Consider the following 24,280-nt stretch of genomic DNA (forward strand, 5'->3'; position numbering starts at 1 on the left):
GCGCCCCACACGACGCGCCGCACCGACCGAAACGGTCACCCACCAAGCGGCGCCGAGATGCCCAGGTAGCTCAGTTGGTAGAGCAGGGGACTGAAAATCCCCGTGTCGGCGGTTCGACTCCGTCCCTGGGCACCATCCTCCCTTAGAAGTTCAAGGCGTGGATTGTGTTATCCGGTCAAGACAACCGCCCCTACTCTTCTCCATTCCAATCGAGTTCTTCCGCTACTTTCAAAGCGGCTTCGACCCGAACCATCCCACCCGTCCGATTCCCGGCAGTTTCACTGCAAGGTCCAGCGGGTCGATGCCGATGGTCAGACCCAGCAAATTAACCTCCACACCCTCCTCCAAAGCCAGCAGCAGTCCGGCGACGCCGAACAGGCTGATCTGCCAGCCGGTGCCGCTCGGCGCCCGCGCGAACACGCTGCGGCCCAGATAATCCTTGCCCAGCGCCGTCGACGGCAGGTCGAGCCGCAGGTCCGGCACGGCGCGGGCGACCCAGGCGGCGAAGGTGTTGCTGTTGGGGCCGGGCCAGACGCGGTACTCGCCGGCATAGGGGTAGCCGGCGGCGGCCTTGGCGATCTTGGGAATGGCGGCTTCGGCGGCGGGGCCGCGCAGCTCCGCCAGCAAGGCGGGCTGGGCGCCGAACCAGCGGCCGTCGGGGTCGCGGTTGCTGACGGACACCACCGACAGGCCGCGGTAGGCGCGCCAGCCGATCACCTCATAGACAGTGTAGCTGCGGGCGCCGGCCGGCTTCACGGCGAACCAGGGATGCACGCCGAAGGCGCCGCGCCAGGACAGCACGCGGGCGGCATAAACCTGGACCACCGCCTCCGGCGTCGTCGCCGCATCGGGGGCGAGGCCGACCGGGCTGCGGTCGATGCGGCTCCAGTCGACGGCGGTCGGCACCGCACCGGAGGCGAGCAGGAACACCGGCCCGGCCAGCAGCAGGACCAGCGTCAACAGAAATGCCAGCAACACCCTCACGGCCCTCGCGCCCTGCCCTCAGCTCCGGGCTTGCCGCCCGCCTTGCTGCATATAGGCACGGCCCATATGGGCACAATGACCGCGGATTTCCGGTGACAGCGGAGGGACGGAACGCGGACAGGCCGGTCAGATGCTGTAGTCGCCCTGTTGCAGGCTCTGGTCCATGGTGAGCGCCGGGGCCGGCTCGTCGCGGCACCAGCCGACCACCTTGGCCGGCACGCCGGCGACGGTGGCGCAGCCGGGAACGTCCTTCAGCACGACGCTGCCGGCGCCGACCTTGGCATGGGCGCCGATGGTGATGTTGCCCAGCACCTTGGCCCCGGCCGACAGCAGCACGCCGTCGCGCACCTTCGGGTGGCGGTCGCCATGCTCCTTGCCGGTGCCGCCCAGCGTGACGTTCTGCAGGATCGACACGTCGTTGCCGATCACCGCCGTCTCGCCGATCACCACGCCGGTGCCATGGTCGATGAACACGCCGCGCCCGACCGGCACCGCCGGGTGGATGTCGACGGCGAAGGCTTCCGACACCCGGCTTTGCAGGAAATGGGCAAGGTCGTGGCGGCCGGCCCGCCACAGCCAGTGGGCGACGCGGTGCCATTGCAGGGCATGGTAGCCCTTGAAATAGAGGAAGGGCGTCAGGCAACCGTCGGCGGCGGGGTCGCGCGCCAGGATGGCGGCAAGGTCGGCGGCGGCGGCCTCGACGATGGCCGGGTCGGCCTCCATCGCGTCGCGCACCACGGCGGCCAGCCGGTCCTCCGGCATGGCGCGGTCGGCCAGCTTGCGCACCAGCAGGGCGGCCAGCGCCGGGCCGAAGCCGTCGCGCGCCAGCACCGCGTCATAGAGGAAGGGGGCGAGGCCGCTCTCCTCCTCCGCCACCCGGACGGCATCGGCGCGCAGGCGGCGCCACAGCGACTGTTCGACCGTTTCGGCCGGCTCGCGCATCGTGACGTCCAGGCTGTCCATCGCCACCACCCTCTCCGGCAAACCGGGCCCAAGCATTGAATCGGTCCGCATCCGCGCCATGGGACGCAAGGCTGTTACTGTGGTGAGACGCCCCCGGTCCGGTCAAGGCCGTTCCAGTCAACGCTGCCTCCCGTTCCGCCATCCGCATGGGCGCGGCGGAAGGCCTGCGGCGACCGCCCCTCGCGCTTGGTGAAGAAGCGGGAGAAATAGGCCGGGTCCTCGAATCCCAGGGCATAGCCGATCTCCGCCATGCCATGGCCGGTGTAGATCAGCGAGCGCCGCGCCTCCAGCATCAGCCGGGCATGGACCAGCTGCAGGGTCGACAGGCCGGTGACCCGGCGGCAGGCGGCGTTCAGCCGGCCCGGCGTGACGCCCAGTGCCGCGGCATAGCGCTCGACCGGCCAATGCTGGCTGAACCGCTCGTCGACCATCGGCCGCAGCCGGGCGAGCAGCCTGAGGTCGGGCGACGCCCCCTGCCCGTCGCGGTCCGCGCTGTCCCGCCGCCGGTCGGCCGCCAGCCGCGCGGCGGCGACCAGCAGCAGCGTCACCTGCGCCGCGATGGCGCTGGCCCGGCCGATGTGGTGGGCACGGAACTCCCGCCTGATCTCGGCGAAGCAGCGGTCCAGCGCCGCCGCCTCGTCCGACCCGGCATCGAGGTTCCAGGCCTGCGGCAGGGCCGGGGCATCGCGCAGCTCCGCCTCCGGCGCCGCGGCCAGAACGCCGGCCAGGAACCCCTCCGACATGGTCAGCACATGCCCGTCGGTGCCGGGATCGAAGCGGAAACCGTGCACCACCTGCGCCGGCACGACGATCAGCGCCGGGGCGCGGAATTCCACCTCCACCCCGTCGGCGGTCAGCCGCCCGCCGCCCTCCCCGACCAGCAGGGCATGGCTCAGCCCGTCATGGCGATGCGGGCGGACCTCCCAATTGTACAAGCGCATCCGTTCCGGAATCGTCTCGATATGGACGAAGCGCAGCTCCGGCACCGCCGGCGGTTCGCCGTACAGCCAATAGCGGGGAATGGGTTCGGCACCGTGGACAAGGTGGGCGGACATCGCACGGGGCTCCGTCGGGCAGGCATTGAAAAGTACAAGCCTTTCGCCGGTTCGTCTATGTCCGGCCCTCCCGCCCGGGAATAGCATGAACACCAATGATTGGTGTGAGCAACAATTTGCAAAACACACCTGCCCCTGGTCCCCAAGGAGGGCGAGAGACATGCACCCCACCAAACCAACCCGCACCCAGGTCGTCATCGTCGGCGCCGGCCCGGCCGGCCTGTTCCTGTCCCATCTGCTCCACCGCCAGGGCATCGAGTCGATCATCCTCGAACACCGCAGCCGCGAGGAGATCGAGGGCACCATCCGCGCCGGCGTGCTGGAGCAGTGGGTGGTCGACCTGATGAACGGGATGGGGCTGGGCGAGCGCATGATGCGGGAGGCCCATTTCCATTCCGGCATCACGCTGCGCTTCGACCGCCGCAGCCACCACATCGATATGGCGGAACTGACCGGCGGCAAGCGCGTCACCGTCTATGCCCAGCACGAGGTGATCCGCGACCTCGTCTCATCCCGGCTGGAGGATGGCGGCACCATCCTGTTCGGCGTATCCGACGTTCAGTTCCTCGACCTCGACGGCAAGGCGCCGCGCGTACAGTACCGCCGCGGCCCGGACGGGCCGGTAGAGGAGCTGCACTGCGACTTCGTCGCCGGCTGCGACGGCTTCCACGGGCCGAGCCGGCAGGCGATCCCCGCCGCCACCCGCAGCGAATACCAGATGGTCTATCCCTTCGGCTGGCTCGGCATCCTGACCGAGGCGCCGCCGTCGCACCCCGAACTGATCTACGCCAACCACGAGCGCGGCTTCGCCCTGCTCAGCACCCGCTCGCCGGAGGTGCAGCGGCTCTACATCCAGGTCGATCCCAGGGACGACATCGCCAACTGGTCGGACGACCGCATCTGGTCCGAACTGCACCGCCGGCTGGAGGACGACAGCGGCTGGACCCTGACCGAAGGGCCGATCTTCCAGAAGGGCATCATCGCCATGCGCAGCTTCGTCTGCGATCCGATGCAGCATGGCCGCCTGTTCATCGCCGGCGACGCCGCCCACATCGTGCCGCCGACCGGCGCCAAGGGGCTGAACCTCGCGGTCGCCGACGTGGCAGTGCTGTCGCGCGCCCTGACCGCCTACTATAAATCCGGCAGCACCGACGGGCTGGACGGCTACAGCGCGACCTGCCTGCGCCGCATCTGGAAGGCGGAGCGCTTCTCCTGGTACATGACCACCATGCTGCACCGGAACGAGCGGGAGTCGCCCTTCGAGCAGCGCGTCCATCTGGCGGAACTGGACTATCTGGTGCAGTCCCGCGCCGCCATGACGGCGCTGGCGGAGAATTACGTGGGGCTGCCGATGGAGTGAGCGGGGCCCTATTGCCTTCCACCCCCCGAAAATCCGCCGCCGCCCCCTGGCTCTTACCGCGGGTCCGCGCCATCATCCCCGTCATCCGACACCGACAGGAAAGCCCGGCACGATGAAGCAGGTGATGTTCGTGGAACTCGGCATGGGGGTGGATCTGCACGGCCAGGACGTGACCAAGGCCGCCGTCCGCGCCGTGCGCAACGCCATAGAGCGCAACTCGATGCCGGGCATGCGGGCGCTGGTGGATGGCGACACCAGCAAAATGCAGGTGCGCGTCCACCTCGCCGTGCCGGCCGATGCCGAGCGGCTGGACCACGAGGCGGTGAAGGCCGTCTTCCCCTATGGCGCGGTCAGCATCCACGTCACCGGCGGCGGCATGCTGGCGCCGAGCGGCATCTTCCTGGCCGACAAGAACGACCGCAACGAGCAGATCTACGTCGTCAACGCGGCGGTGGAGGTCGGCATCTGAGCGGAGGCCGGCAACGGAGGTCGTCAGCCGCGGCCGTTGCGCATCCCGGCAACGACGGTCAGGTCCGGGCGGGTGCTCAGGTCGCGGTAGGCGCCGCTCTCGACCGCATGGGCGGCGACCCGCCCGGTGCCGTCATGGTGCAGGCCCCAGCCATAGCTCTTCACCAGCGGTGACGTCCGCAGGCAGGCCTGCGGCTTCGCGAAGAGACTCTCCCGCGCCGCCTCGCGATCCGCCGGCGGAATGCCGTTGCGGATCATGTGGACTTCCAGCAGCAGTTCCTCGCTGGTCAGGCCATAGGGCCGCTCCAGCAGCAGGGAGAGCTGCAACGCGCCGATCGTACCGGCTTTGGGCGGGACAGTGCCCGCCTTCGCCTTGCAATCGGCCGAGACCGTGATGAAGGTGTCGATGTAGTTCGTAGACATCCCGGCGCCCCCCAAATGTCCCCAAGCGACGATGCTGCCGGGACAGTGTAGACGGCGCGGACTCCGATTGCATCCACGCGAGGTTGCATTCCTGCGTGGGCGGTCAGCCGGCGCGGATGCCGCCGATGAAGCGGTCCATCTGACGGGTCAGCTCCTCGGACTGCATCAGCAGGTCCGAGGCGGCCTCCTCCACCTGGCTGGCGCCGCTGCCGGTTTCCCCGGCCATCTTCTGCATGCCCTGGACCCGGCTGACCACCTCCTGCGCCCCGTTCGCCGCCTGCTGCACGTTGCGGGCGATCTCGCGGGTCGCCGCCCCCTGCTCCTCGACCGCCGAGGCGATGGTGGTGGCGGTTTCATTGATGCCGGTGATGATGCCGCTGATGTCGTCGATGGCGCCGACCACCGAACGGGTGGCGGTCTGGATGGTGCCGATCTGGGCGCTGATCTCCTCGGTGGCCTTCGCCGTCTGGTTGGCGAGGCTCTTGACCTCGCCGGCGACGACGGCGAAGCCCTTGCCGGCCTCGCCGGCACGGGCGGCCTCGATGGTGGCGTTCAGCGCCAGAAGGTTGGTCTGCGACGCGATGGCGTTGATCAGGTTGACCACGTCGCCGATCTTCCCGGCGGCGGCGGTCAGGCCGGCGACGATCCCGGCGGTGCGCTGGGTTTCGTCCACCGCCTTCTGGCTCATGCCGGTCGACCGGCTGACCTCGGCGCTGATCGCCTGGATCGACGAGGCCAGCTGCTCCGCCGCCGCCGCGACGATCTGCACGCCGCTGCCGGCGTCGGAGGCGGCACGCAGGGTGTGTTCGGACTGGTCGGACGCGTTCCGGGCGATGTCGGTCAGCACGCCGGAGGTCGAGCGCAGCTGCGACGCCTGCTGGGCGACGCTGTCGACGATCGTCTTGATCTGCGATTCGAAACCGTTCGCCAGATCCATCATGCCCTTGCGCCGGTCGGCGACGGACTGTTCGGCGGCCTGCTCGTTATCGCGGCGCAGCGCCTCCATGGCGATGCCGTTGTCCTTGAAGACCTGGACCGCCTGGGCCATGGCGCCGATCTCGTCGCGCCGCCCGGCACCGAAGATGGTCACGCCATGGTCGCCGTCGGCCAGCCGGCGCATGGCGGCCGCCAGCACGGCGATGGGCCCGGTGATCGCCCTGCCCAGATAGGTCGAGGCGATCAGCATCACCGCGATCACGCCGGCGACCACCGCCAGGGCGCGGTAGAGCTTGTCGGCGAAGCTGTTGTCGATGTCGTCTACATAGACGCCCGACGCGATCACCCAGTTCCACGGCGTGAAGGGGGCGTCGTAGGAGATCTTCGCATAGACCTCACTGCCGCCGTTCGGCTTGGTGAAGCGGTAGGTGGTGAAGCCGCCGCCGGCCTGCGCATTGGCGATCTGCTGGCGCAGGAAGGGGAAGCCGTCGACGTCCTTCTCCTCCAGACGCATCTGGCCCTCGAGTTCCTTGCGCGTGCCGTGGACTTCGGTGACGCCGTTCGTGTTGTAGACGAAGAAATAGTCGCCCTTGCCGAAGCGCAGGGCGCGGATCACGTTCCGGGCGCGCGTCTTGGCCTCTTCAACCGGAAGCGCGCCGCTCGTCGCCTCGCGATTGTAATGTTCGGCGACGCTGACCGCGGTTTCCACAATGTTGCGGATCGCCTGCTTGCGATCCTCAAGCATAGACTGCTTCAAATTTGTAAAGTTGTAAAAAACAATCGCGAAAGAACAAAACAAGGCCAGCGCGACGAGCGCTAGAATTTTTTTGGTGATGCTGAGGTTATTCAACATGAAAGAACGCCCTTCCCTTCATGGCGTCTGACGGGACGCCATTCTGTGCTGTTTCCAGAATCGTGATTAGACCTTTTGGCATAGCTGAACGGACGTTCAAGAAAAATATCCATACGATACGTCAATGGCAGAGCCCCGCATTTGCGGGGAAATAACCGGGAGATTGTTCGCCCAACGCGTTTATGCCCGCCACGGATCGGGTGACCCGGGCAGGAGCGTCCTTCGATGCGGGGGAGGGAGACGGCACAGCGGCGGGAAGCGGAGCAGGGTTTCCGAAGGGCCTCAGGCCCCGCGCATCTTCGCCGGCGACATGCCGAACCAGCGGCGGAAGGCGCGGCTGAAGGCGCTGACTTCCGAATAGCCCAGCAGCGCGCCGATGTCGGCGACCGGGACATGGCGCTGGCGGATGTAGACCGCCGCCAGATCGCGCCGCACCCCCTCGACCAGATCGGAGAAGCTCAGCCCCTCGTCGGCCAGCCGGCGTTGCAGGGTCCAGCGGGCGATGCCCAGCCGGTCGGCGATGTCCTCGACGTAAGTCGGGCCTTCCGGCAGCCGCGCCCGCACCTCCGCCTTCACGCGGTCGAGCAGCGGCGGCGTGCCGGTGTCGCGGGCGATGTCGATCAGCGTGCCGCACAGCCCGGTCAGCCGCGCCATGTCGCCGCCGGGCATGCGGCGGTCGAGCTGGCGGTCGCGCAGCAGGATGGCGTTGGTGCGCTGGCCGAAATGGGCGGGGGCGTCGAACAGCGCTTCATGCTGGCGCCAGCCTTCCGGCTTGGGATGCTCGAAATGCACCTCCTCCGGCATCCAGGCCGGGCCGAGGCAGGCGCGCACCACATTGGCGAACATGCCCATGGTCAGCTCGGCATCCTGCCGACGCTCGACGATGCAGCCGTCGAGGATGCGGTATTCCAGCCGCAGCAGTTCGCCCTCGCGGACGAAGCGGGTTTCGGTCGCCTGCTGGTGGAAGGGGAACAGCCGGGCCAGATGGTCGAGCGCCGCCCCCAAGGTCGGGGCGGCCAGCGCGATGGAGCCGATCAGCCCCAGCATCTCCGGCTGGAACTGGCGGCCGAACATCAGGCCGAAATTGTCGTTGCCGGTCTCCGCCGCCGCCACCTCCATCATCGCCACATAGGCGCGGAGGTCGAGCGCCAGCGTCGGCTGGCAGAGCGCACGCTCCTCCACGCCCGCGCGGTGGAACACCTGATCGGGACAGCCGCCCTGGGCGGCGATGAAGTCCGACACCCCGCAGGCTGCGGCGGCCAGGATGTTGTGTTGCACAGTTCCTGTGCGGCTCCCGCCAAGCTGGCCGGCAGTTTGCCCAAGAGTCGGTCGGTGCGGCGTCATGACACAGCCCCTCGCAGCCGTTTTGCCGCAACGCAGCAAACATCGTGCCGGACTTCAGGCTGCCAGAGACTGTTCGTATAGGAAATTGTACGATGGAGCTATGGATTGGCAGGCGCCCTCAACGCGCCGCCGCCATCCCGCCGCCGGAACCTCCATCTGGGGCGCCGTTCCCGCGATGGCAGTGCCGCAGCCGGAAGGCGGTCACCAGCGCCAGCACGCCGAAGGCGATCAGGTAGGCTGCGACACCCCAGGCGAGCGCCAGCAGGCCCAGCGCCGGCAGGATCCACATGCTGAGCCCGAACAGGATCGACAGCGCGCCGGCCACACCCCAGGCCCATTTGCCGTGGGTGCGCTCCATCCGCCACGCCCCCATCACCTCGGCGAAGCCGGTGATGACCGACCAGGCGGCGATCAGGAACACCAGCGCGAACAGGCTGGCGGCCGGCCACAGCGCGGCGACGATGCCGGCGATCAGGCTGACCGCCCCCTCCAGGATGAAGGGCAGCGAGCGTTCATGGTGGCGGGAGGCGCGGAGGCCGGCCAGGATGGCGAAGACGCCGTCGAGCAGCAGATAAGCGGCGAAGGTCAGCGCCAGCGTCGCCACCGTCACCCCCGGCATCAGCAGGGCCAGCACCCCCAGCAGGATCGCCGCCGCCCCGCGCAGGGCCAGCGCCCACCAGTTGCGCGCCAGCACCCTGTTCATGCCGCGCAGGCGGCCCGCCGGTCCGGGCCGGCCGACCTGATCGTAAGCCATGGAAAGCCTCCCGCTGCCATCACGTGCAATGACAACAGGAAGCGAAGGGTTTTGTTGCCCGCCTGCCGCCGGCCGCTCAGTTGTTGCGGCCGAAGTCCGACCCGCGCGCCGGCTCCTTGAAATAGAACATCTCGCGGTCGAAGGTGACGTCGGTCCGCGGGTTCAGCAGGGCCACCTCGGTGGTCAGGCCCTGAGCGTCCAGCACCCGCCACTTGCGCAGCTGGAACGGCCGGTCCTCGAACACCAGGGTCAGGGTGCCCTTGCCGGCGTCCTTGGTCTCCAGCAGGCTGACCTCGATCACGCCGGGGGCCTGGAACACGTCGGTGACGGTGACGTCGCCCGACAGGCGGATGTTCTTGCGCAGGATGAAATCGGCCAGCGTCGAGCCGATGGGGGCGCTCGACTGCTGGCGCATCTCGCCATCCCAATAGAAGACGAAGCTGCCGTCGGCGACGATGAAGTCCTTCAGCGGCCGGTCATATTCCAGCCGCATCTTGCCGGGCCGCCACAGGGAGAAGGTGCCGGTCGCCTGCCGTCCGTTCGGCGCCACCTGCAGGAACTTCGATTGCAGGGTGGTGATGCCGTTCAGATACTCCTCCACCTTGGCGACGACCGCCTGGTCCTGCGCCGTCAGCGAGACGGGCGTGGCCGGCGCGGCGAAGGCGGGCGGGGCGAAGGCGGCCGGCAGCGCGGCAATGAGGGCGCCATAAAGCAGGGGAGCGGACAGCAGGGCGGCGGAAAGGCGGCGAAGCACGGTCTTCATCCTCGGTCGTTCGGAGCCCGGCTCCTTAACCGGCCGGTATGGCGGACATAAGGCGTCCGCCCCCCGCTGCCAAGGATTACCGGTGCCGGGTCAAAGTGACTGCTTACAATGGCTGGCCCTTGATCATCCGCGGCAGGTCGCCGACCACGCCCATGGCGTGCTTCATGAAGAAGCGCTTGACCGGCGGCAGCCGGTTGATCACCGCCATGCCCAGGTCGCGCGCCAGCTTCACCGGCGGGATGCTGTTGGAGAACAGGTGGACCAGCCCGTCGCACACCGCCGCCAGCAGCACGGTGTCGAACCGGCGCCAGCGCTGGAAGCGGGCCAGCACCTCCGGCCCGCCGACGTCCAGCCCCAGGCGATAGGCATCGACCACCACCTCGGCCAGGGCCGCGACGTCGCGCATGCCGAGATTGAGCCCCTGGCCGGCGATGGGGTGGATGGCGTGCGCCGCCTCCCCCACCAGGGCCAGCCGGTCGGCGATGAAGCGGTCGGCCAGCAGGACCGACAGCGGCCAGGCCTCGCGCTTGGTCAGCAGCGTGATCTCGCCGAGATAGCCGCCGGAGCGCCGTTGCAGCTCGTCGACGAACTGGTCGTCGGGCAGCTTCAGATAGGTGTCGACCAGCGAGGTCTTCTCGCTCCACACGATGGAGCAGCGGTTGTCCGTCATCGGCAGGACGGCGAAGGGGCCGTTGGGCAGGAAATGCTCGACCGCGACGCCCTTGTTCGGCTCGGTGTGGCGGATGGTGCAGATGATGGCGCTCTGGTCGTAGGACCAGCGCCGCACCCTGATCCCGGCGCTGTCGCGCGCCATCGACCGCCGCCCGTCGGCGCCGACCAGCAGCCGGCCGCGCACGGTCCGCCCGTCGGCCAGCCGGACCGAGACGCCGGACCGCGTCCGCTCCACCGTCACCGCCTTGGCCGGCGCCAGATGAACCAGCCCCGGCAGTTCGGCCGCGCGGGTGAACAGGGCGTGGCGGATGTCCTTGTTGTCCAGGATCCAGCCGAAGGGCTGGTGCTTGCCCTCCACCGCCAGTTCGGTGTGGTCGTAATGGATGAACAGCGGCGAGAACTGGTCGGCGATGCGGATGTCCAGCATCGGGCCGGCCTTGTCGGCCATGTGGTGCCACACGCCCGCCGCATCCAGCACCATCTTGGAGGCGTAGGAGATCGCCGTCGTGCGGATGTCGAAATCCCGTTCGCCCATGCGTTCGGGGCTGTCCTGGTCGATGCAGACCACCGGCACGCCGGCACCGGCCAGCGCCGCCGCCATGGTCAGCCCGGCCAGGCCGCCGCCCAGCACCACGACCTCCGTGGTGATGTCGCTGCCCTGCGGGGGGACGGTCGCGTTGCCCGATTCGGTGCCCGGTACGGCCATGATGCTCGCTGCCTTCTCGCCTTACAATGCCTGTGCCGGCCGCCGGCGGGACCTGAGCCTTGCCCCTGGACCTCACCGGTGACGCCGCGATCAGACAATTGTCGCACTGCGGCGTCCTGTCCAGTGTCCAGTCCCAGCCCGGCGCTGGCAGACCGCCGGACAGATTGTCGCTGAACTGATTTTGGGCAAATGCCGCCTTTTTGAGCGCCCAATCAACAGGCATATTCCCATCGTTGCAGCGCATTTCAACCGGCACGATTCTTGTAATCGTTGATTTTTGCGGTCGACGCGAACAGGCTTGGGCCAACGGCGGGGGAACGGTACGGTGTCGGGCCGGACTGGAACCGCAACGGGGCTGCCACAGCCTTGCACGCGGCCGGAACAACGCTTTAAGGGGAAGCCACATGAAACTGGTTATGGCCATCATCAAGCCGTTCAAGCTCGACGAAGTGCGCGAGGCGCTGACGTCGCTCGGGATCCAGGGCCTGACCGTCAGCGAGGTCAAGGGCTTCGGCCGCCAGAAGGGCCAGACGGAAATCTACCGCGGCGCCGAATATTCCGTGAGCTTCCTGCCCAAGGTGAAGGTCGAGGTCGCCGTGTCCGACGACCAGTACGAGCAGGTTGTCGAGGCGATCCAGAAGGCCGCCAACACCGGCCGCATCGGCGACGGCAAGATCTTCGTCCTGGAGATCGCCCAGGCCGTGCGCATCCGCACCGGCGAGACCAACGCCGAGGCGCTGTAAGGCTGCCGACCCTCGGGGTCCGCTCCTTCCGGCGGGAACGGACCCGGCGGGSGSGSGKKCCGCGCGCCTGTCCCAAATCCTCAGCCGGCTTCCTATCCCTCAGTCGCCATTCTCAGTCGCCGAAGACGTCCGCCGCCATCGCACCGGCGTAATCGCGCACGTCGGCCGGCCAGTCCGCCGTCAGCGCCTCGAACCGCGCGCGGTCCGCGGCATAGAGCGCCCGCACCGCCTCCTCATAGCCCGGCCGGTCGCCGGCCAGTTCCAGCATGACGCGGTAGGCGGCCTCCTGCGCCCGGCGCACCCGGTCCTTCGCCTCGCCGCCCTTGCGCGCCTCGTCCACCAGCTTGCGCAGCGCCACCGACGCGCCGCCCGGCTGCGCGTTCAGCCAGTCCCAATGGCGCGGCAGCAGCGTCACCTCCCGCGCGACGACACCCAGCTTCGGCCGCCCCGGCCCCCGCGGCGGTGGGGAGAGACGCCACGCAAGCTCGTCATCGCTTCCCCGCAGGTCGAGGTCGACCGCCTTGCCGGTGGCATCGTCGAACACCAGCACCGGCGGCCCATCCGGCTCCGCGTCCAGTGCCGACCGCACCGCCCGCGCGACGCTCAGCGCATCCCCGGCGGCCAGGCGGCGCTCGCCGCGGAAAGCGGTGCAGAGGGTCTCGGCGGTAACGGACATGGTCGGAGCTCCTGTTGTGAGGAGCATATTTTACCCGGATGAAAATCGGGCGTCAATATCGCCCGGATGAAATAGAGGAGCGACCCGTAAGGACACTGTCTTCCGTCTCCTGTGACCGTTCGGCCACCCGCCGCGCCCAAAGGTTCTGGGCGCTTGTGCCCCCCGTGCCCCGCCGATAGGATCGGTCGCTCAATCGAAGACATGGCCGCCTCCCCGGGCCGGGGCGCGGCATCCGGGGTTGCGAAGAGGGTTGCGGTCGCCATGGTTTCTGCGGATTTCAGCGTCAACAGCGGTGCCGTCTTCACCGAGGCGATCGGCAACGACCGGCTCGACCTGTTGACCGACTATCCCTTCACCCGGCTGGCCAATCTGCTGGCGCCGATCACCCCGCGCGCCAACGTCGCTCCCGTCCTGCTGACGGTGGGCGAGCCGCAGCACACCCCGCCCGCCATCATCGAGGAGACGCTGCGCGCCAGCGCATCCGGCTGGAACAAGTATCCGCCGGTCGGTGGCACGCCGGAGTTCCGCGCCGCGACCGGCGACTGGCTGACCCGCCGCTACGATCTGCCGGCCGGGCTGCTGCATGCCGACAGCTCCATCCTGCCGCTGTCCGGCACGCGCGAGGCGCTGTTCATGCTGGCCCTGCTGGCGGTGCCGACGCAGAAGGCCGGGCGCCAGCCGGCGGTGCTGATGCCCAACCCCTTCTATGCGCCCTATGAGGGGGCCGCCGTGATGGCGGGGGCGGAGCCGGTGTTCCTGTCGGCAACGCGCGAGACCGGCTTCCTGCCCGACCTCGACGCCCTGACGCCGGAACTGCTGGAGCGCACGGCGCTCTTCTACCTCTGCACCCCCGCCAACCCGCAAGGGGCCGCGGCGACGCCGGCCTATCTCGCCAAGGCCATCGCTCTGGCGCGGCAGTATGGTTTCGTGCTGGCGGTCGACGAATGCTATGCCGAGATCTGGCTGGACGCCCCGCCGGTCGGCGCGCTCCAGGTCGCAGCCGGCCTGCCCTACGCGGACGGCAAGCCCTGGTCCAACCTGCTGGTCTTCCATTCCCTGTCCAAGCGGTCGAGCGCCGCCGGCCTGCGCTCCGGCTTCGTCGCCGGCGACCCGGCGCTGATCGGCCGCTTCTCCCGCCTGCGCAGCTACGGCTGCGCCGGCATGCCGCTGCCGATCCTGGCCGCCAGCACCGCGCTGTGGCGCGACGAGGCCCATGTGGAGGAGAATCGCGCCGCCTACCGCGCCAAGTTCGCGGCGGCGGAGGCGGAACTGGGCGGCCGCTACGGCTATTACCGCCCGGCCGGCGGCTTCTTCCTCTGGCTGGAGGTCGGCAACGGCGAGGAGGCCGCCAAGCGGCTGTGGGCGGAGGGCGCGGTCCGCGTCCTGCCCGGCGCCTATCTGTCGCGCAGCAACCCCGGCGAGCCGAACCCCGGCGAGGCCTTCATCCGCGTCGCCCTGGTGCAGGACACCGACACCGTCGCCCAGGCCTGCGCGTCCATCGTCCGCATTCTCGGCTGAACGGTTCCGGCACCCGGTTCCGGCCAGCCCCTTTTTTCGGTTTCTACAGCACGAGGTTTCCGTCCCATGGCCCGACCCGCCGGCCCCTCCTCCGCGCGCCCCCGGCCCAGCCTGGGACGGCCCGCCCCCAGCCCGCGCAAGGGAGCGCCCCGCGAGGCCGCGAAGGAGCCGGGAAAGGACCGCATCCGCTCCGGCCGCAACCGGCAGGAAAATCCGCCCTTCTTCTCGCCGGCCATGCGCGCCTTCGTCGTCGCCCGCGCGCGCGAGGCGATGGGGTTCGTGCTGGGGCTGTTCGGCCTGCTGCTGATGGTGCTGCTGGGCAGCTACGACCCGCATGACGCCTCGCTGAACTCGGTCCCCGCCACGGCGGGAGGCGCGCACAACCTGTTCGGCATCCCCGGCGCCTATGCCGCCGACCTGCTGATCCAGTCACTGGGCTGGGCCGCCTTCGTCATCGCGCTGGTGCCGATGTTCTGGGGCTGGCGGCTGGGGGCCCAGCGCAAGCTCGGCAACCCGCTGTTCCGCACCGTCCTGGCGCTGTGGGGCGTGTTCCTGGTGGCGATGGCGCTGGCCGGCCTGACCGACGCCTCCACCGATCCTCTGGCCCCGCTTCCGGGCGGCAGCATCGGCCAGGTGCTGCTGCGCGGGGTCGGCAACCTGTTCGGGGCCGAGCCGATGGTGGCGACCGTCGCCGCGGTGGGCGGCGGGCTGGTGCTGTTCCTGGCGGCCGGGCTGTCGATCGGCGAATGGATCGCCAGCTTCCGCGCGCTCGGCCGCGGCATGGTCAACGGCGTCCGCCTGATCCGCCAGGGCGCCCGCAACGGCGTGGACTCCCTGCGCCGCCACGGCCGCACTGCCGCGCAGGCCGCCTCGGTGGCCGTGGACGCCTCGCTGCGCGGCGGCAAACACGACATCCCGCGTTTCGACGAAGCCGTTCAGGTCCCTCAGCCTCCCCCCGCCGGCCTCGATGCCAGCCGGGTTACGCTGACGGCCGGGCCAGCGGCAAGCCCGGCTGCCGCGCCCAGCGGAGCCGACAAGCCGATCCGCACCGTTCCCATCGTCACCCCGCCCAAATCCGCCGCGTCGGAGAACAAGGGCGACAAATCGGACCCGCGCCAGAGCCGCCTGCCGCTGGGCGAGGAGGAGGGGCCGCAGGGCTACGAGCTGCCGCCGCTCGACCTGCTGCAGGTGCCGCCCACCGGCATCCGCGGCGAGCAGCTGGACGAGGCGGCGCTTCAGCGCAATGCCAGCCAGCTGGAAGGCGTGCTGGGCGATTTCGGCGTGCGCGGCGAGATCCAGAAGGTCCATCCCGGCCCGGTCGTCACCCTGTACGAGCTGGAACCGGCCCCCGGCACCAAATCCTCCCGCGTCATCGGCCTTGCCGACGACATCGCCCGCTCGATGAGCGCGGTGTCGGTCCGCGTCGCCGTGGTCCCCGGCCGCAACGTCATCGGCGTCGAGCTGCCCAACGCCAAGCGCGAGACCGTGCTGCTGCGCGAGCTGATGGCGGCGGAAGGCTTCGACAAGCATGGCGGCAAGCTGGCGCTGGCGCTCGGCAAGGACATCGGCGGCCAGCCCGTGGTCGCCGACCTCGCCCGCTTCCCCCACCTGCTGGTCGCCGGCACCACCGGCTCGGGCAAGTCGGTGGCGATCAACACGATGATCCTGTCGCTGCTCTACCGGCTGCCGCCGGAGCGCTGCCGCTTCATCATGATCGACCCCAAGATGCTGGAGCTGTCGGTCTATGAAGGCATTCCCCATCTGCTGACGCCGGTCGTCACCGACCCCAAGAAGGCGGTGGTCGCGCTGAAATGGACGGTGCGGGAGATGGAGGACCGCTACCGCAACATGTCCAAGCTGGGCGTGCGCAACATCGAGGGCTACAACGCCCGCCTGCGCGAGGCGCGCGAGGGCGGCGAGTCGCTGACCCGCCGCGTCCAGACCGGCTTCGATCCCGACACCGGCAAGCCGCTGTTCGAGGAGCAGCCGCTCGACCTGACCGAGCTGCCCTACATCGTGGTCATCGTCGACGAGATGGCCGACCTGATGCTGGTCGCCGGCAAGGACATCGAGGCGGCGATCCAGCGTCTGGCCCAGATGGCGCGCGCCGCCGGCATCCACCTGATCATGGCGACGCAGCGTCCGTCGGTCGACGTCATCACCGGCACCATCAAGGCCAACTTCCCGACCCGCATCAGCTTCCAGGTCACCAGCAAGATCGACAGCCGCACCATCCTCGGCGAACAGGGCGCCGAACAGCTGCTGGGCCAGGGCGACATGCTCTACATGGCTGGCGGCGGCCGCATCACCCGCGTCCACGGTCCCTTCGTCTCGGACCACGAGGTCGAACAGATCGTCAGGTTCCTCAAGGCCCAGGGCGAGCCGAACTATGTCGACGCCATTCTGGAGGACGAGGAGGGCGAGGAGTCCTTCGACGACGGCGCCCTGCCCGGCACCGGCGGCGGATCGGGCGACGACCTCTACGACAAGGCGGTGGCGGTGGTCTGCCGCGAGCGCAAGGCCTCGACCAGCTTCATCCAGCGCCAGCTCCGCATCGGCTACAACTCCGCTGCCCGCCTGATCGAGCGGATGGAAACCGAAGGGGTGGTGAGCAAGCCCAACCACTCCGGCAAGCGCGAAGTTCTGGCCCGCAACATCGACGAGTGAGTGTTTTCGGGCTGCCCGTTGACAGCGGGCGGGTGCAGCACCAATATCGGGGGTAGGCGGGCCGAGGACGGCAATTCCCCGGCCCGCCCGCCCGATCTTAGTGCGTCAGAAGGTCAAGCAGCCGCTTGACGATCTCCAGCACCAGGATCAGGAGAGTGAGGATTTTCTCCATCCTCCAGCCCTCCGTTGGTACGGCGGCGATGGCGGCCCTCCCGCCATCGCGTCCGCCGGCGGACTATGGCGCAGGCGGCCACGTCGGCAAACGGGCAATTCGCGCAAACGTATTCTTTTCCTGATTGCAGACGGCGCTGCCGGCACGGTGCTTCGCGTCAGCGCCGCAACGGCACCAGCGATCCCAGCAGGAACAGCGCGGCGGCAGCCACCACCACGCTCGGCCCCCCCGGCAGATCCCAGTTCAGCGAAGCCAGGATTCCGGCGATCACCGCCAGGATGCCCAGGACCGACGCCAGCGCCGCCATTCCTTCCGGCGTGCGGGCGAAGCGGCGGGCGGATGCCGCCGGGATGATCAGCAGCGAGGTGATCAGCAGGATGCCGACGATCTTCATGGCGATGGCGATCACCAGCGCGATCAGCAGCATGAAGGCCAGCCGCAGGGCATCGACCGGCATGCCCTCCACCCGCGCCAGATCCTCGTCCACCGTCACCGCCAGCAGCCGGCGCCACAGCAGCGCCAGACCGGTGAGCGCCACCGCACCGCCACCATAAATCGCCATCAGGTCGCCGTCGGTCACCGACAGGATGTCGCCGAACAGATAGGCCATCAGGTCGACGCGCAGCGTCTCCAGAAAGGCCAGCGCCACCAGCCCCAGCGACAGCGAGCCGTGCGACAGGATGCCCAGCAGCGTGTCGGCCGCCAGATGGCGGCGGCGCTGCAACGCCACCAGCGCCAGCGCCAGCGACACGCAGACCACCATCACGCCGATCATCGGGTTGACGCCCAGCAGGAAGCCCAGCGTCACCCCCAGCAGGGCGGAATGGGACAGCGTGTCGCCGAAATAGGCCATGCGCCGCCACACCACGAAGGAGCCCAGCGGCCCGGCCAGCAGGGCGATGCCGCCGCCGGCCAGCAGGGCGCGGATCACGAACTCATCCATGGCAGCAGTCCCCGTCATGGTCGTGCACGACCTTGCCGTCCTCGGCATGGGCATGGTCGTGGTGATGGACATAGACGGCGAGGTCGCGGGCATGGCCGCCGAACAGGGCGTGATATTCCGGGTGCCGGCTGACATCCTCCGGCCGGCCGGAACAGCAGACATGGGCGTTCAGGCAGATCACCCGGTCGGTGCGCGCCATCACCGTGTGCAGGTCGTGGCTGACCAGCAGCACGCCGCAGCCACGCCGCTGCCGCACCTGGGCGATGCGGTTGAACAGCTCCGCCTGCCCATGCACGTCCACCGCCTGGTCGGGCTCGTCGAGCACCAGCAGGTCCGGTTCACCCAGCAGGGCGCGGGCCAGCAGCACCCGCTGCATCTCGCCGCCGGAAATCGTCTGCACCGCCGAGTCGGCAAGCCGCGTCACCCCAGCCTCCTCCAGCGCCGCCGCCACCTGATCTGCGGTCACCGGCCGCCACAGCGCCAGGAACCGGCGCACGGTCAGCGGCAGCGTCTGGTCCACCGACAGCCGTTGCGGCATGTAGCCGATGCGCAGGTTCGGGCGCCGCAGCACCCGCCCGCCGTCGGCCGCCGTCAGCCCCAGCACGGCGCGCACCAGCGTCGTCTTGCCGGCACCGTTCGGGCCGATCAGCGTCACCACTTCGCCCGGTTGGACGGCAACGTTGACGCGGTCCAGCACGGTGCGGCTGCCGAAACGGACGGTCAGATCCTCGGTCCAGGCGAGCGGGCCGGCGAAGAGGGCGGAGCTATCCCGGCTTGGGTACGGTGTTGACATGTTACGTTATAACGTGACACCAAAGTGAAACCGGTTTCCCTATGCGCTGAAACCGGAAGCCTGTCCAGCAAGTCTAGAGGATCCCTCCCATGCGTCGATTTGCCCTGTCCAGCTTTCTGACCGGCACCCTGAGCGCTCTTGTCGCCACCGCCGCCCTGCCGGCCTGGGCCGAGGCACCGAAGGTCGTGGTGTCGATCAAGCCGATCCATTCGCTGGTCGCCGCGGTCATGCGTGGGGTGGGCGACCCGGTCCTGCTGGTCCGCGGCGGCGCCTCGCCGCACAGCTACACGATGAAGCCGTCGGATGCGAAGGCGCTGTCGGCCGCCGATCTGGTGGTCTGGGTCGGTCCCGAGCTGGAAGGGTTCCTGGAAAAGCCGCTGAAGGCCAACGCACCGAAGGCGACGCGGCTGACCCTGATGGAGCAGACGGGCCTGACCCTGCTGCAGACCCGCGAAGGCGGCGCCTGGGAGGCACATGACCACGGGCATGAAGAGCACGGCCACAAGGGCCACGACCACGCTGCGGACCACGACGACGACCATGACGAGCTGAACAGCCACATCTGGCTCGATCCCGCCAACGCCCGCGCCATCGTCACCGCGACGGCGGACGCGCTGGCCGCCAGGGATCCGGCCGATGCGGAGGCCTACCGCACCAACGCCGACCGCACGCTCCAGGCCATCGACGCGCTGGATGCCGAACTGAAAGCCACGCTGGCGCCGCTGAAGGACAGGCCCTTTGTCGTCTTCCACGACGCCTACCAGTATTTCGAGGCGCGCTACGACCTGTCGGCGGTCGGTTCCATCACCGTCAGCCCGGACCGCCGCCCGTCGGCCAAGCGGCTGTCGGCGATCCGCGCCAAGATCGCCGGGCTGAACGCCGCCTGCGTCTTCGCCGAACCGCAGTTCGAACCGACGCTGGTCCGCACGGTGGTGGAAGGCACCAAGGCCAAAACCGGGGTGCTCGACCCCGAAGGCGCCGACCTGCCGGAGGGCGAGGCGCTCTACCCCACCCTGATGCGCAACCTCGCCGCATCGCTGCGCGGCTGCCTTGGCGCTTAAGCCACGGCCGGGCCTGTGCTAAACCGCTGGGAGGGCGGGAAAGTACGGCTGGAAGATCTGGCCGGAAGAGCTGGCCGCAAGCGTTGAACAGAGGATGGGCGTCATGAAGATCGGTGTCGTCGGGTGCGCTGGGCGCATGGGCCAGATGCTGGTGCGCGAGATCGCGGCGACCGCGGGCTGCACGCTGGCCGGCGGGACCGAGCGGCTGGGCGGTCCGGCGCTGGGCAAGGATCTGGGCATCCTGGCCGGGATCGACCCGCTGGGCGTGACCGCCATCGACGACCCGGTCGCGCTCTTCGCCGAGGCCGACGCGGTGATCGACTTCACCAGCCCGGACTCGACGGAGCGTCACGCCGCGCTCGCCGCCCAGTCGGAGACCGTGCTGGTCGTCGGCACCACCGGCCTCAACCCGTCGCAGCAGGCGGCCATCGCCGCCGCGGCCACCCACACCGCCATCGTCCAGTCGCCCAACATGTCGCTGGGTGTCAACCTGCTGCTGGCTCTGGTCGAGCAGGTCGCCCACGCGCTGGACGACGATTACGACATCGACATCCTGGAGATGCACCACCGCCGCAAGGTCGATGCGCCGTCGGGCACCGCGCTGGGCCTCGGCCGGGCCGCGGCGGCCGGGCGCGGGGTGGCGCTGGAGGATGTCTGGCAGAAGGTGCGCGACGGCCACACCGGCGCCCGTCCGCGCGGCGAGATCGGCTTCGCCACGCTGCGCGGCGGCGACGTGATCGGCGACCACACCGTGTTCTTCGCCAGCGAGGGCGAGCGGGTCGAGCTGACCCACAAGGCGTCGGGCCGCGGGATCTACGCCAAGGGCGCCGTCCGCGCCGCCCTGTGGGCGCAGGACAAGACGCCGGGCCTCTACAGCATGCGCGACGTGCTGGGCGTCTGAGAGCCGGCCTCTTTAGAGTGTGATCGGTTCAAGCGGAATCGCTTGAAGCGTGAATCATACGGAAAACCAAAAGCTTAGAGTTGTCTGGTGCTTCAATAAGCATCAGACAACTCTAAAACTGGATGGGGCGGCGGGTGTTACGTCCCCGCCCCGTCGCGTTCCAGCACCGTCAGGAAAGCGTCGACCACCCGCGGGTCGAAATGGCTGCCGGCCTCAGCCCGCAGCAGGTCCAGCACCTCGGCGATGTCCCACGCCTTCTTGTAGGGGCGGCGGTGCAGCAGGGCGTCGAACACGTCGGCGACGGCGACGATGCGGCCGGCCAGCGGGATGGCGTCGCCGGCCAGCCCCTTCGGATAGCCGCTGCCGTCGAATTTCTCGTGATGGCTCTCGGCGATCTCCGCGCCCATCGACAGATAGCCGTGGCGGTCGCCGCCGCAGGCATCGCGCAGGATGCTGCCGCCGATGGCGGCATGCTCGCGCATCACCGTCATCTCCGCCTCGTCCAGCCGGCCCGGCTTGCGCAGGATGGCGTCGGGGATGCCGACCTTGCCGACATCGTGCAGCACGCTGGCCAGCCCGATGGTGTCGCAGAACCAGTCGTCCAGCTCGTGCGCGAAAGTGTTGCGGGCCTGGAGTTCGCGGGCGATGGCGGTGGCCCAGCGGCCCAGCCGCTTCACATGGTCGCCGGTGACCTCGTCCTTGTATTCGGCCAGCTTGCCCAGCGCATGGACGGTGGCGATCTGCGCCTGGTTCAGTCGCTCGTAAAGCCGCAGATTGTCCAGCCCGACCGCCGCCTTGGTGCAGAGCAGCTCCACCAGCGGCCGGTCGCCCGCGGCGAAGGGACCGCCCAGCAGGCAGAGCGCCAGCATCGGCGCATCGCGGCCGCGCAGCACGGCGACTCCGCAGCGCTCGCTCCAGCGCGTCTGCCCGTCGGCCAGCGCCGCCATGATCGTGGCCGCGGCCTCCGCCGGCAGCTCGGCCGGCAGCCCGGCCTCCGCGACGATCGACGGCTGCCCGTCCTTCCCGGCGGCGCACAGCAGGGCGGAGTGGGCGCCGGTCGCCAGCGCTGCCGCCCGCCCGACCAGCCCGGCCAGGAATTGCGGGCGCGAGCGCAGCCCGGCCAGATGGTCGGCCGCCTCCATCACCCGCTCCAGCCCCTGGCGGCCATGCTCGATGGTGGCGATGTGCTGGTAGGAGCGCAATGCGGCGACGGCGGCGGTGTAGAGCTTCTGCGCCGTCAGTTCGCTCTTCGCCTTGTAATCGTTGATGTCGTAGGCGGCGATCACCTGCCGTTCGGGCGCCTGCCCCGGCTGGCCGGTGCGCAGGATGATGCGGATCTGCCGGTTGCCCATCTCCTCGCGGATGTGGCGGACCAGCTTCAGCCCGGCATCGTCGGTCTCCATCACCACGTCCAGCAGGATGGCGGCAATGCCGGGATGCTCGGCCAGCAGCGACCGCGCCTGCCTTGCGGTGTAGGCGGACAGGAAGCGGAGCGGCCGCTCCTCGAACATCATCTCGCCCAGCACGACGCGGGTGATGGCGTGGACCTCGTGGTCGTCGTCGACGATCAGGATCAGCCAGGGCGGATTGCGCCGCCCGCCGTCGGCGGTCTCCTCCGCCTCGGCGGCGAACTCCAGAATGTCCCCGGCGGAGTCCCGCCGGAGAGTGTCCGCCCTGTCGGCCCCTTTGCCCCCGTTGACCATCACCGCCCCCGCGGATCGATTCGCCCTGGCCGGCGTCAAAAAATTACCGGCGCGTGCATCACCCCATTCTCAAACAATTTTCGGTGAAGTTATAATGGTTTGTCAATGAAGCGGCTCAGGCCGTCCGCTTCCAGGCCACGGTCAGCAGCCCGGCGCCCATCAGCAGCGAGCCGCCGACCCGGTTGACCGCCCGCTGCACCGACGGAGTCCTGACCGCGCGCCGCGCCGCCGAGGCCAGCAGGGCATAGCCGGCGGCGTTCAGCGTCGCCAGCACCAGGAAGGTCGCCTCCATCACCACCATCTGCCCGGCCAGCGGCCGGCCGGTGTCGAGGAACTGCGGCAGGAAGGCGACGAAGAAGACGATGCTCTTGGGGTTGAGCGCGGTGACGGCATAGGTGTGCAACATCATGCGCCAGGGCCGGACGTCCGAGTCGTCGGCCACCGCCTCCGCGCCCTTGACCGGCGCCCGCCACAGCTTGATGCCGAGATAGAGGAGATAGGCGGCGCCCGCCCATTTCAGCAGGGTGAACAGCGCCGCCGAGGTCGACAGCAGCACCCCCAGCCCCAGCATGGAGGCGGTCATCGCCGTGAAGTCGCCCAACGCCACCCCGGCCACCGTCGCCATGGCCGATTTCCGCCCATGGCCCAAGGCATAGGACACGACGATCAGCACCGTCGGCCCCGGGATCATCAGCATGATGGCGGAGGCGGCGGCGAAGGCGAGCCACAGGTCGGCGGACATGATGCATGTCTCCAGTATGGATAGTGACCCACTCATCAATCCACAACCGGCAGGCCTGCGCAACGGTGTTGGAGGCGGGACGGACCGTGGCGCCCATAAGCAAAAGCCGTCCCGGCGCAAGAGCGCAGTGGCGGCGGAGCCGGCCGAAATTTGCCGCGTCAGACCCGCGAAACGGTCACAGGCGGAATAATTCGCCGCGCCCTATGTTGGTCCCGATATCGGCCGGTCCGCGGTGGCAACGCCCAGGCGCCGGTTGTGACTCCATCGTCGAATTGTCACAGCCGAACGTCATAGGCGCCATTGTGGAATCCGGAACGAAGGTCTAGTTTGTTTGTGTCCCCAACGATTTCCCGAACATGGGAAGGTGCCATCCATGAACCTGCACAATCTGGCCAGCGATATGGTGCAAACCGCTCTGGCCTGTGAAAAGGCGCTCCCTGGACGGGCGAACGCCGACGAACATGATCTCGCCCGGCACATCCTGGTCGAACCCGACCACGCCTGGCACGTTTGCGAGACCTACGCCCGCGCTGTCAGCATTCCGGTCGAACAGCTCCCGGTCAGCCAGCTCCGCGGCCTCATCAGCGACATCGTCCTGTCGAAGCTTCCCCGTTACGACTGAGTTTCTCGATCCCAAGGGCCGGCGCCGTATCCGGCCGATGGCCGGAACGTTCCGGGTTTTCCGAACCCCGCACTCCAAGTTCCGTGGTGCCACCATGGCGATCGAGCTTCATTCCTTTACCGTAACGCTGGCCGTCGCGGATGCGACCGGCTGTTCCAGCGCCGCCGAACACCGTGCCCGCATCTGGAAGGCCGTGTCCGACCTGTCGGCCGCCGTCCGAAATGCCGGCATGGCGACCGAGGCCCGTTTCCGCGGCCAGGACCGCCAGGGCCATGTCCTGTTCGAGGCGACCGACACCGGCGCCGCCTTCCTGCGCGGCCTTCCCGCCATCGCCAGCGTCGATGACGCGCGCAGGAACGGCGGACGCGTCCAGCTTCGTCACTGAAACCTCGTCACTGACGGGCCGGCGGGCATAGGCCGCGGCCGGAAAAGCAAAGGCCCGCCGCTCCGATCCGGAG

General features: G+C 69.1%; 23 protein-coding genes and 1 tRNA gene. 10 read left to right on the top strand and 14 right to left on the bottom strand.

The window, feature by feature from the left end:
* Positions 1-59 precede the first annotated feature (59 nt).
* A tRNA-Phe gene (locus tag VH569_RS32360) sits at positions 60-135 on the top strand.
* A 93-nt stretch (positions 136-228) separates the two neighbouring features.
* Here VH569_RS32360 and VH569_RS32365 read toward each other — a convergent pair.
* The 3 genes from VH569_RS32365 to VH569_RS32375 form a co-directional block, all read right to left on the bottom strand.
* A complete protein-coding gene (locus tag VH569_RS32365) occupies positions 229-978 on the bottom strand; it encodes a DUF3750 domain-containing protein (protein ID WP_423321035.1) in 750 nt (249 codons plus the stop codon).
* A 132-nt stretch (positions 979-1,110) separates the two neighbouring features.
* Positions 1,111-1,947 (bottom strand): serine O-acetyltransferase, encoded by an 837-nt coding sequence (gene cysE / locus VH569_RS32370; RefSeq protein ID WP_423321071.1) that lies wholly within the window; start codon positions 1,945-1,947, stop codon positions 1,111-1,113.
* A 74-nt stretch (positions 1,948-2,021) separates the two neighbouring features.
* On the bottom strand, positions 2,022-3,002 hold the full coding sequence (locus tag VH569_RS32375) for a helix-turn-helix domain-containing protein (RefSeq protein ID WP_423321037.1): 981 nt from the start codon (positions 3,000-3,002) through the stop codon (positions 2,022-2,024).
* A gap of 160 nt (positions 3,003-3,162) precedes the next feature.
* Between VH569_RS32375 and pobA the strand changes: the two genes are divergently transcribed.
* Positions 3,163-4,362 carry a 4-hydroxybenzoate 3-monooxygenase gene (gene pobA / locus VH569_RS32380; protein ID WP_423321038.1) on the top strand — a complete coding sequence of 400 codons (1,200 nt, stop codon included), beginning with the start codon at positions 3,163-3,165 and terminating at the stop codon, positions 4,360-4,362.
* A gap of 112 nt (positions 4,363-4,474) precedes the next feature.
* Positions 4,475-4,831, top strand: coding sequence for a Lin0512 family protein (locus VH569_RS32385; RefSeq protein ID WP_423321040.1), 357 nt, complete (start codon positions 4,475-4,477; stop codon positions 4,829-4,831).
* 23 nt (positions 4,832-4,854) lie between these two features.
* Here the strand turns inward: VH569_RS32385 and VH569_RS32390 are convergent, their stop codons facing one another.
* From VH569_RS32390 to VH569_RS32415, 6 genes are all read right to left on the bottom strand, one after another.
* Positions 4,855-5,253: a DUF6157 family protein gene (locus VH569_RS32390; RefSeq protein WP_423321042.1), complete on the bottom strand. Its 399-nt coding sequence runs from the start codon at positions 5,251-5,253 to the stop codon at positions 4,855-4,857.
* A 103-nt stretch (positions 5,254-5,356) separates the two neighbouring features.
* A complete protein-coding gene (locus VH569_RS32395) occupies positions 5,357-6,934 on the bottom strand; it encodes a methyl-accepting chemotaxis protein (protein ID WP_423321044.1) in 1,578 nt (525 codons plus the stop codon).
* A gap of 390 nt (positions 6,935-7,324) precedes the next feature.
* Positions 7,325-8,320 (bottom strand): AraC-like transcriptional regulator QhpR, encoded by a 996-nt coding sequence (gene qhpR / locus VH569_RS32400; RefSeq protein WP_423321046.1) that lies wholly within the window; start codon positions 8,318-8,320, stop codon positions 7,325-7,327.
* A gap of 184 nt (positions 8,321-8,504) precedes the next feature.
* Positions 8,505-9,140 (bottom strand): HdeD family acid-resistance protein, encoded by a 636-nt coding sequence (locus VH569_RS32405; protein ID WP_423321047.1) that lies wholly within the window; start codon positions 9,138-9,140, stop codon positions 8,505-8,507.
* A gap of 76 nt (positions 9,141-9,216) precedes the next feature.
* Positions 9,217-9,903, bottom strand: a complete 687-nt coding sequence (locus tag VH569_RS32410; protein ID WP_423321048.1) for a LolA family protein — start codon at positions 9,901-9,903, stop codon at positions 9,217-9,219.
* A gap of 103 nt (positions 9,904-10,006) precedes the next feature.
* Positions 10,007-11,281 carry a UbiH/UbiF/VisC/COQ6 family ubiquinone biosynthesis hydroxylase gene (locus VH569_RS32415; RefSeq protein WP_423321049.1) on the bottom strand — a complete coding sequence of 425 codons (1,275 nt, stop codon included), beginning with the start codon at positions 11,279-11,281 and terminating at the stop codon, positions 10,007-10,009.
* Between the two features lie 404 nt (positions 11,282-11,685).
* On the opposite strand from VH569_RS32415, the gene glnK reads away from it, so the two are divergent.
* Complete coding sequence (glnK, locus tag VH569_RS32420; protein WP_012977707.1) at positions 11,686-12,024, top strand: P-II family nitrogen regulator; 339 nt, start codon at positions 11,686-11,688, stop codon at positions 12,022-12,024.
* Between the two features lie 112 nt (positions 12,025-12,136).
* Here glnK and VH569_RS32425 read toward each other — a convergent pair whose 3' ends face one another.
* The gene (locus VH569_RS32425) at positions 12,137-12,700 is read right to left on the bottom strand and encodes a DUF2239 family protein (protein WP_423321051.1); all 564 of its coding nucleotides are present in this window, start codon (positions 12,698-12,700) and stop codon (positions 12,137-12,139) included.
* A 261-nt stretch (positions 12,701-12,961) separates the two neighbouring features.
* Between VH569_RS32425 and VH569_RS32430 the strand changes: the two genes are divergently transcribed.
* Complete coding sequence (locus tag VH569_RS32430) at positions 12,962-14,218, top strand: aminotransferase class I/II-fold pyridoxal phosphate-dependent enzyme (RefSeq protein WP_423321053.1); 1,257 nt, start codon at positions 12,962-12,964, stop codon at positions 14,216-14,218.
* A 66-nt stretch (positions 14,219-14,284) separates the two neighbouring features.
* Entirely contained in the window at positions 14,285-16,885 is a 2,601-nt protein-coding gene (locus VH569_RS32435) for a DNA translocase FtsK (RefSeq protein WP_423321054.1), read from the top strand.
* 329 nt (positions 16,886-17,214) lie between these two features.
* Here VH569_RS32435 and znuB read toward each other — a convergent pair whose 3' ends face one another.
* Positions 17,215-18,000, bottom strand: coding sequence for a zinc ABC transporter permease subunit ZnuB (gene znuB, locus VH569_RS32440; protein WP_109050349.1), 786 nt, complete (start codon positions 17,998-18,000; stop codon positions 17,215-17,217).
* Positions 17,993-18,793 (bottom strand): zinc ABC transporter ATP-binding protein ZnuC, encoded by an 801-nt coding sequence (znuC, locus tag VH569_RS32445; protein WP_423321056.1) that lies wholly within the window; start codon positions 18,791-18,793, stop codon positions 17,993-17,995. Before znuC ends, znuB begins: the two co-directional genes overlap by 8 nt.
* A gap of 89 nt (positions 18,794-18,882) precedes the next feature.
* On the opposite strand from znuC, the gene VH569_RS32450 reads away from it, so the two are divergent.
* Together VH569_RS32450 and dapB are read left to right on the top strand one after the other, a co-directional pair.
* Entirely contained in the window at positions 18,883-19,854 is a 972-nt protein-coding gene (locus VH569_RS32450) for a zinc ABC transporter substrate-binding protein (protein WP_423321058.1), read from the top strand.
* A 103-nt stretch (positions 19,855-19,957) separates the two neighbouring features.
* Entirely contained in the window at positions 19,958-20,755 is a 798-nt protein-coding gene (gene dapB, locus VH569_RS32455) for a 4-hydroxy-tetrahydrodipicolinate reductase (RefSeq protein ID WP_423321060.1), read from the top strand.
* A gap of 137 nt (positions 20,756-20,892) precedes the next feature.
* Here dapB and VH569_RS32460 read toward each other — a convergent pair whose 3' ends face one another.
* The gene (locus VH569_RS32460; RefSeq protein WP_423321062.1) at positions 20,893-22,458 is read right to left on the bottom strand and encodes an HD domain-containing phosphohydrolase; all 1,566 of its coding nucleotides are present in this window, start codon (positions 22,456-22,458) and stop codon (positions 20,893-20,895) included.
* A gap of 115 nt (positions 22,459-22,573) precedes the next feature.
* Positions 22,574-23,200 carry a LysE family translocator gene (locus VH569_RS32465; RefSeq protein ID WP_423321063.1) on the bottom strand — a complete coding sequence of 209 codons (627 nt, stop codon included), beginning with the start codon at positions 23,198-23,200 and terminating at the stop codon, positions 22,574-22,576.
* Between the two features lie 373 nt (positions 23,201-23,573).
* Here VH569_RS32465 and VH569_RS32470 point away from each other — a divergent pair, with 373 nt between their 5' ends.
* Together VH569_RS32470 and VH569_RS32475 are read left to right on the top strand one after the other, a co-directional pair.
* Positions 23,574-23,822: a hypothetical protein gene (locus VH569_RS32470; RefSeq protein ID WP_098736097.1), complete on the top strand. Its 249-nt coding sequence runs from the start codon at positions 23,574-23,576 to the stop codon at positions 23,820-23,822.
* 94 nt (positions 23,823-23,916) lie between these two features.
* Entirely contained in the window at positions 23,917-24,207 is a 291-nt protein-coding gene (locus VH569_RS32475; RefSeq protein ID WP_098736280.1) for a hypothetical protein, read from the top strand.
* Positions 24,208-24,280 lie beyond the last annotated feature (73 nt).

The sequence above is a fragment of the Azospirillum sp. 11R-A genome (assembly GCF_049472615.1).
Taxonomy (GTDB): Bacteria; Pseudomonadota; Alphaproteobacteria; order Azospirillales; family Azospirillaceae; genus Azospirillum; species Azospirillum palustre.

Excerpts from the sequence above, each read along its gene's own strand:
- cysE (WP_423321071.1), bottom strand. The coding sequence starts at position 1,947 with ATGGACAGCCTGGACGTCACGATGCGCGAGCCGGCCGAAACGGTCGAA.
- VH569_RS32375 (WP_423321037.1), bottom strand. The coding sequence starts at position 3,002 with ATGTCCGCCCACCTTGTCCACGGTGCCGAACCCATTCCCCGCTATTGG.
- pobA (WP_423321038.1), top strand. The coding sequence starts at position 3,163 with ATGCACCCCACCAAACCAACCCGCACCCAGGTCGTCATCGTCGGCGCC.
- VH569_RS32385 (WP_423321040.1), top strand. The coding sequence starts at position 4,475 with ATGAAGCAGGTGATGTTCGTGGAACTCGGCATGGGGGTGGATCTGCAC.
- VH569_RS32390 (WP_423321042.1), bottom strand. The coding sequence starts at position 5,253 with ATGTCTACGAACTACATCGACACCTTCATCACGGTCTCGGCCGATTGC.
- VH569_RS32395 (WP_423321044.1), bottom strand. The coding sequence starts at position 6,934 with ATGCTTGAGGATCGCAAGCAGGCGATCCGCAACATTGTGGAAACCGCG.
- VH569_RS32405 (WP_423321047.1), bottom strand. The coding sequence starts at position 9,140 with ATGGCTTACGATCAGGTCGGCCGGCCCGGACCGGCGGGCCGCCTGCGC.
- VH569_RS32410 (WP_423321048.1), bottom strand. The coding sequence starts at position 9,903 with ATGAAGACCGTGCTTCGCCGCCTTTCCGCCGCCCTGCTGTCCGCTCCC.
- VH569_RS32415 (WP_423321049.1), bottom strand. The coding sequence starts at position 11,281 with ATGGCCGTACCGGGCACCGAATCGGGCAACGCGACCGTCCCCCCGCAG.
- glnK (WP_012977707.1), top strand. The coding sequence starts at position 11,686 with ATGAAACTGGTTATGGCCATCATCAAGCCGTTCAAGCTCGACGAAGTG.
- VH569_RS32425 (WP_423321051.1), bottom strand. The coding sequence starts at position 12,700 with ATGTCCGTTACCGCCGAGACCCTCTGCACCGCTTTCCGCGGCGAGCGC.
- VH569_RS32430 (WP_423321053.1), top strand. The coding sequence starts at position 12,962 with ATGGTTTCTGCGGATTTCAGCGTCAACAGCGGTGCCGTCTTCACCGAG.
- VH569_RS32435 (WP_423321054.1), top strand. The coding sequence starts at position 14,285 with ATGGCCCGACCCGCCGGCCCCTCCTCCGCGCGCCCCCGGCCCAGCCTG.
- znuB (WP_109050349.1), bottom strand. The coding sequence starts at position 18,000 with ATGGATGAGTTCGTGATCCGCGCCCTGCTGGCCGGCGGCGGCATCGCC.
- znuC (WP_423321056.1), bottom strand. The coding sequence starts at position 18,793 with ATGTCAACACCGTACCCAAGCCGGGATAGCTCCGCCCTCTTCGCCGGC.
- VH569_RS32450 (WP_423321058.1), top strand. The coding sequence starts at position 18,883 with ATGCGTCGATTTGCCCTGTCCAGCTTTCTGACCGGCACCCTGAGCGCT.
- dapB (WP_423321060.1), top strand. The coding sequence starts at position 19,958 with ATGAAGATCGGTGTCGTCGGGTGCGCTGGGCGCATGGGCCAGATGCTG.
- VH569_RS32460 (WP_423321062.1), bottom strand. The coding sequence starts at position 22,458 with ATGGTCAACGGGGGCAAAGGGGCCGACAGGGCGGACACTCTCCGGCGG.
- VH569_RS32465 (WP_423321063.1), bottom strand. The coding sequence starts at position 23,200 with ATGTCCGCCGACCTGTGGCTCGCCTTCGCCGCCGCCTCCGCCATCATG.
- VH569_RS32470 (WP_098736097.1), top strand. The coding sequence starts at position 23,574 with ATGAACCTGCACAATCTGGCCAGCGATATGGTGCAAACCGCTCTGGCC.
- VH569_RS32475 (WP_098736280.1), top strand. The coding sequence starts at position 23,917 with ATGGCGATCGAGCTTCATTCCTTTACCGTAACGCTGGCCGTCGCGGAT.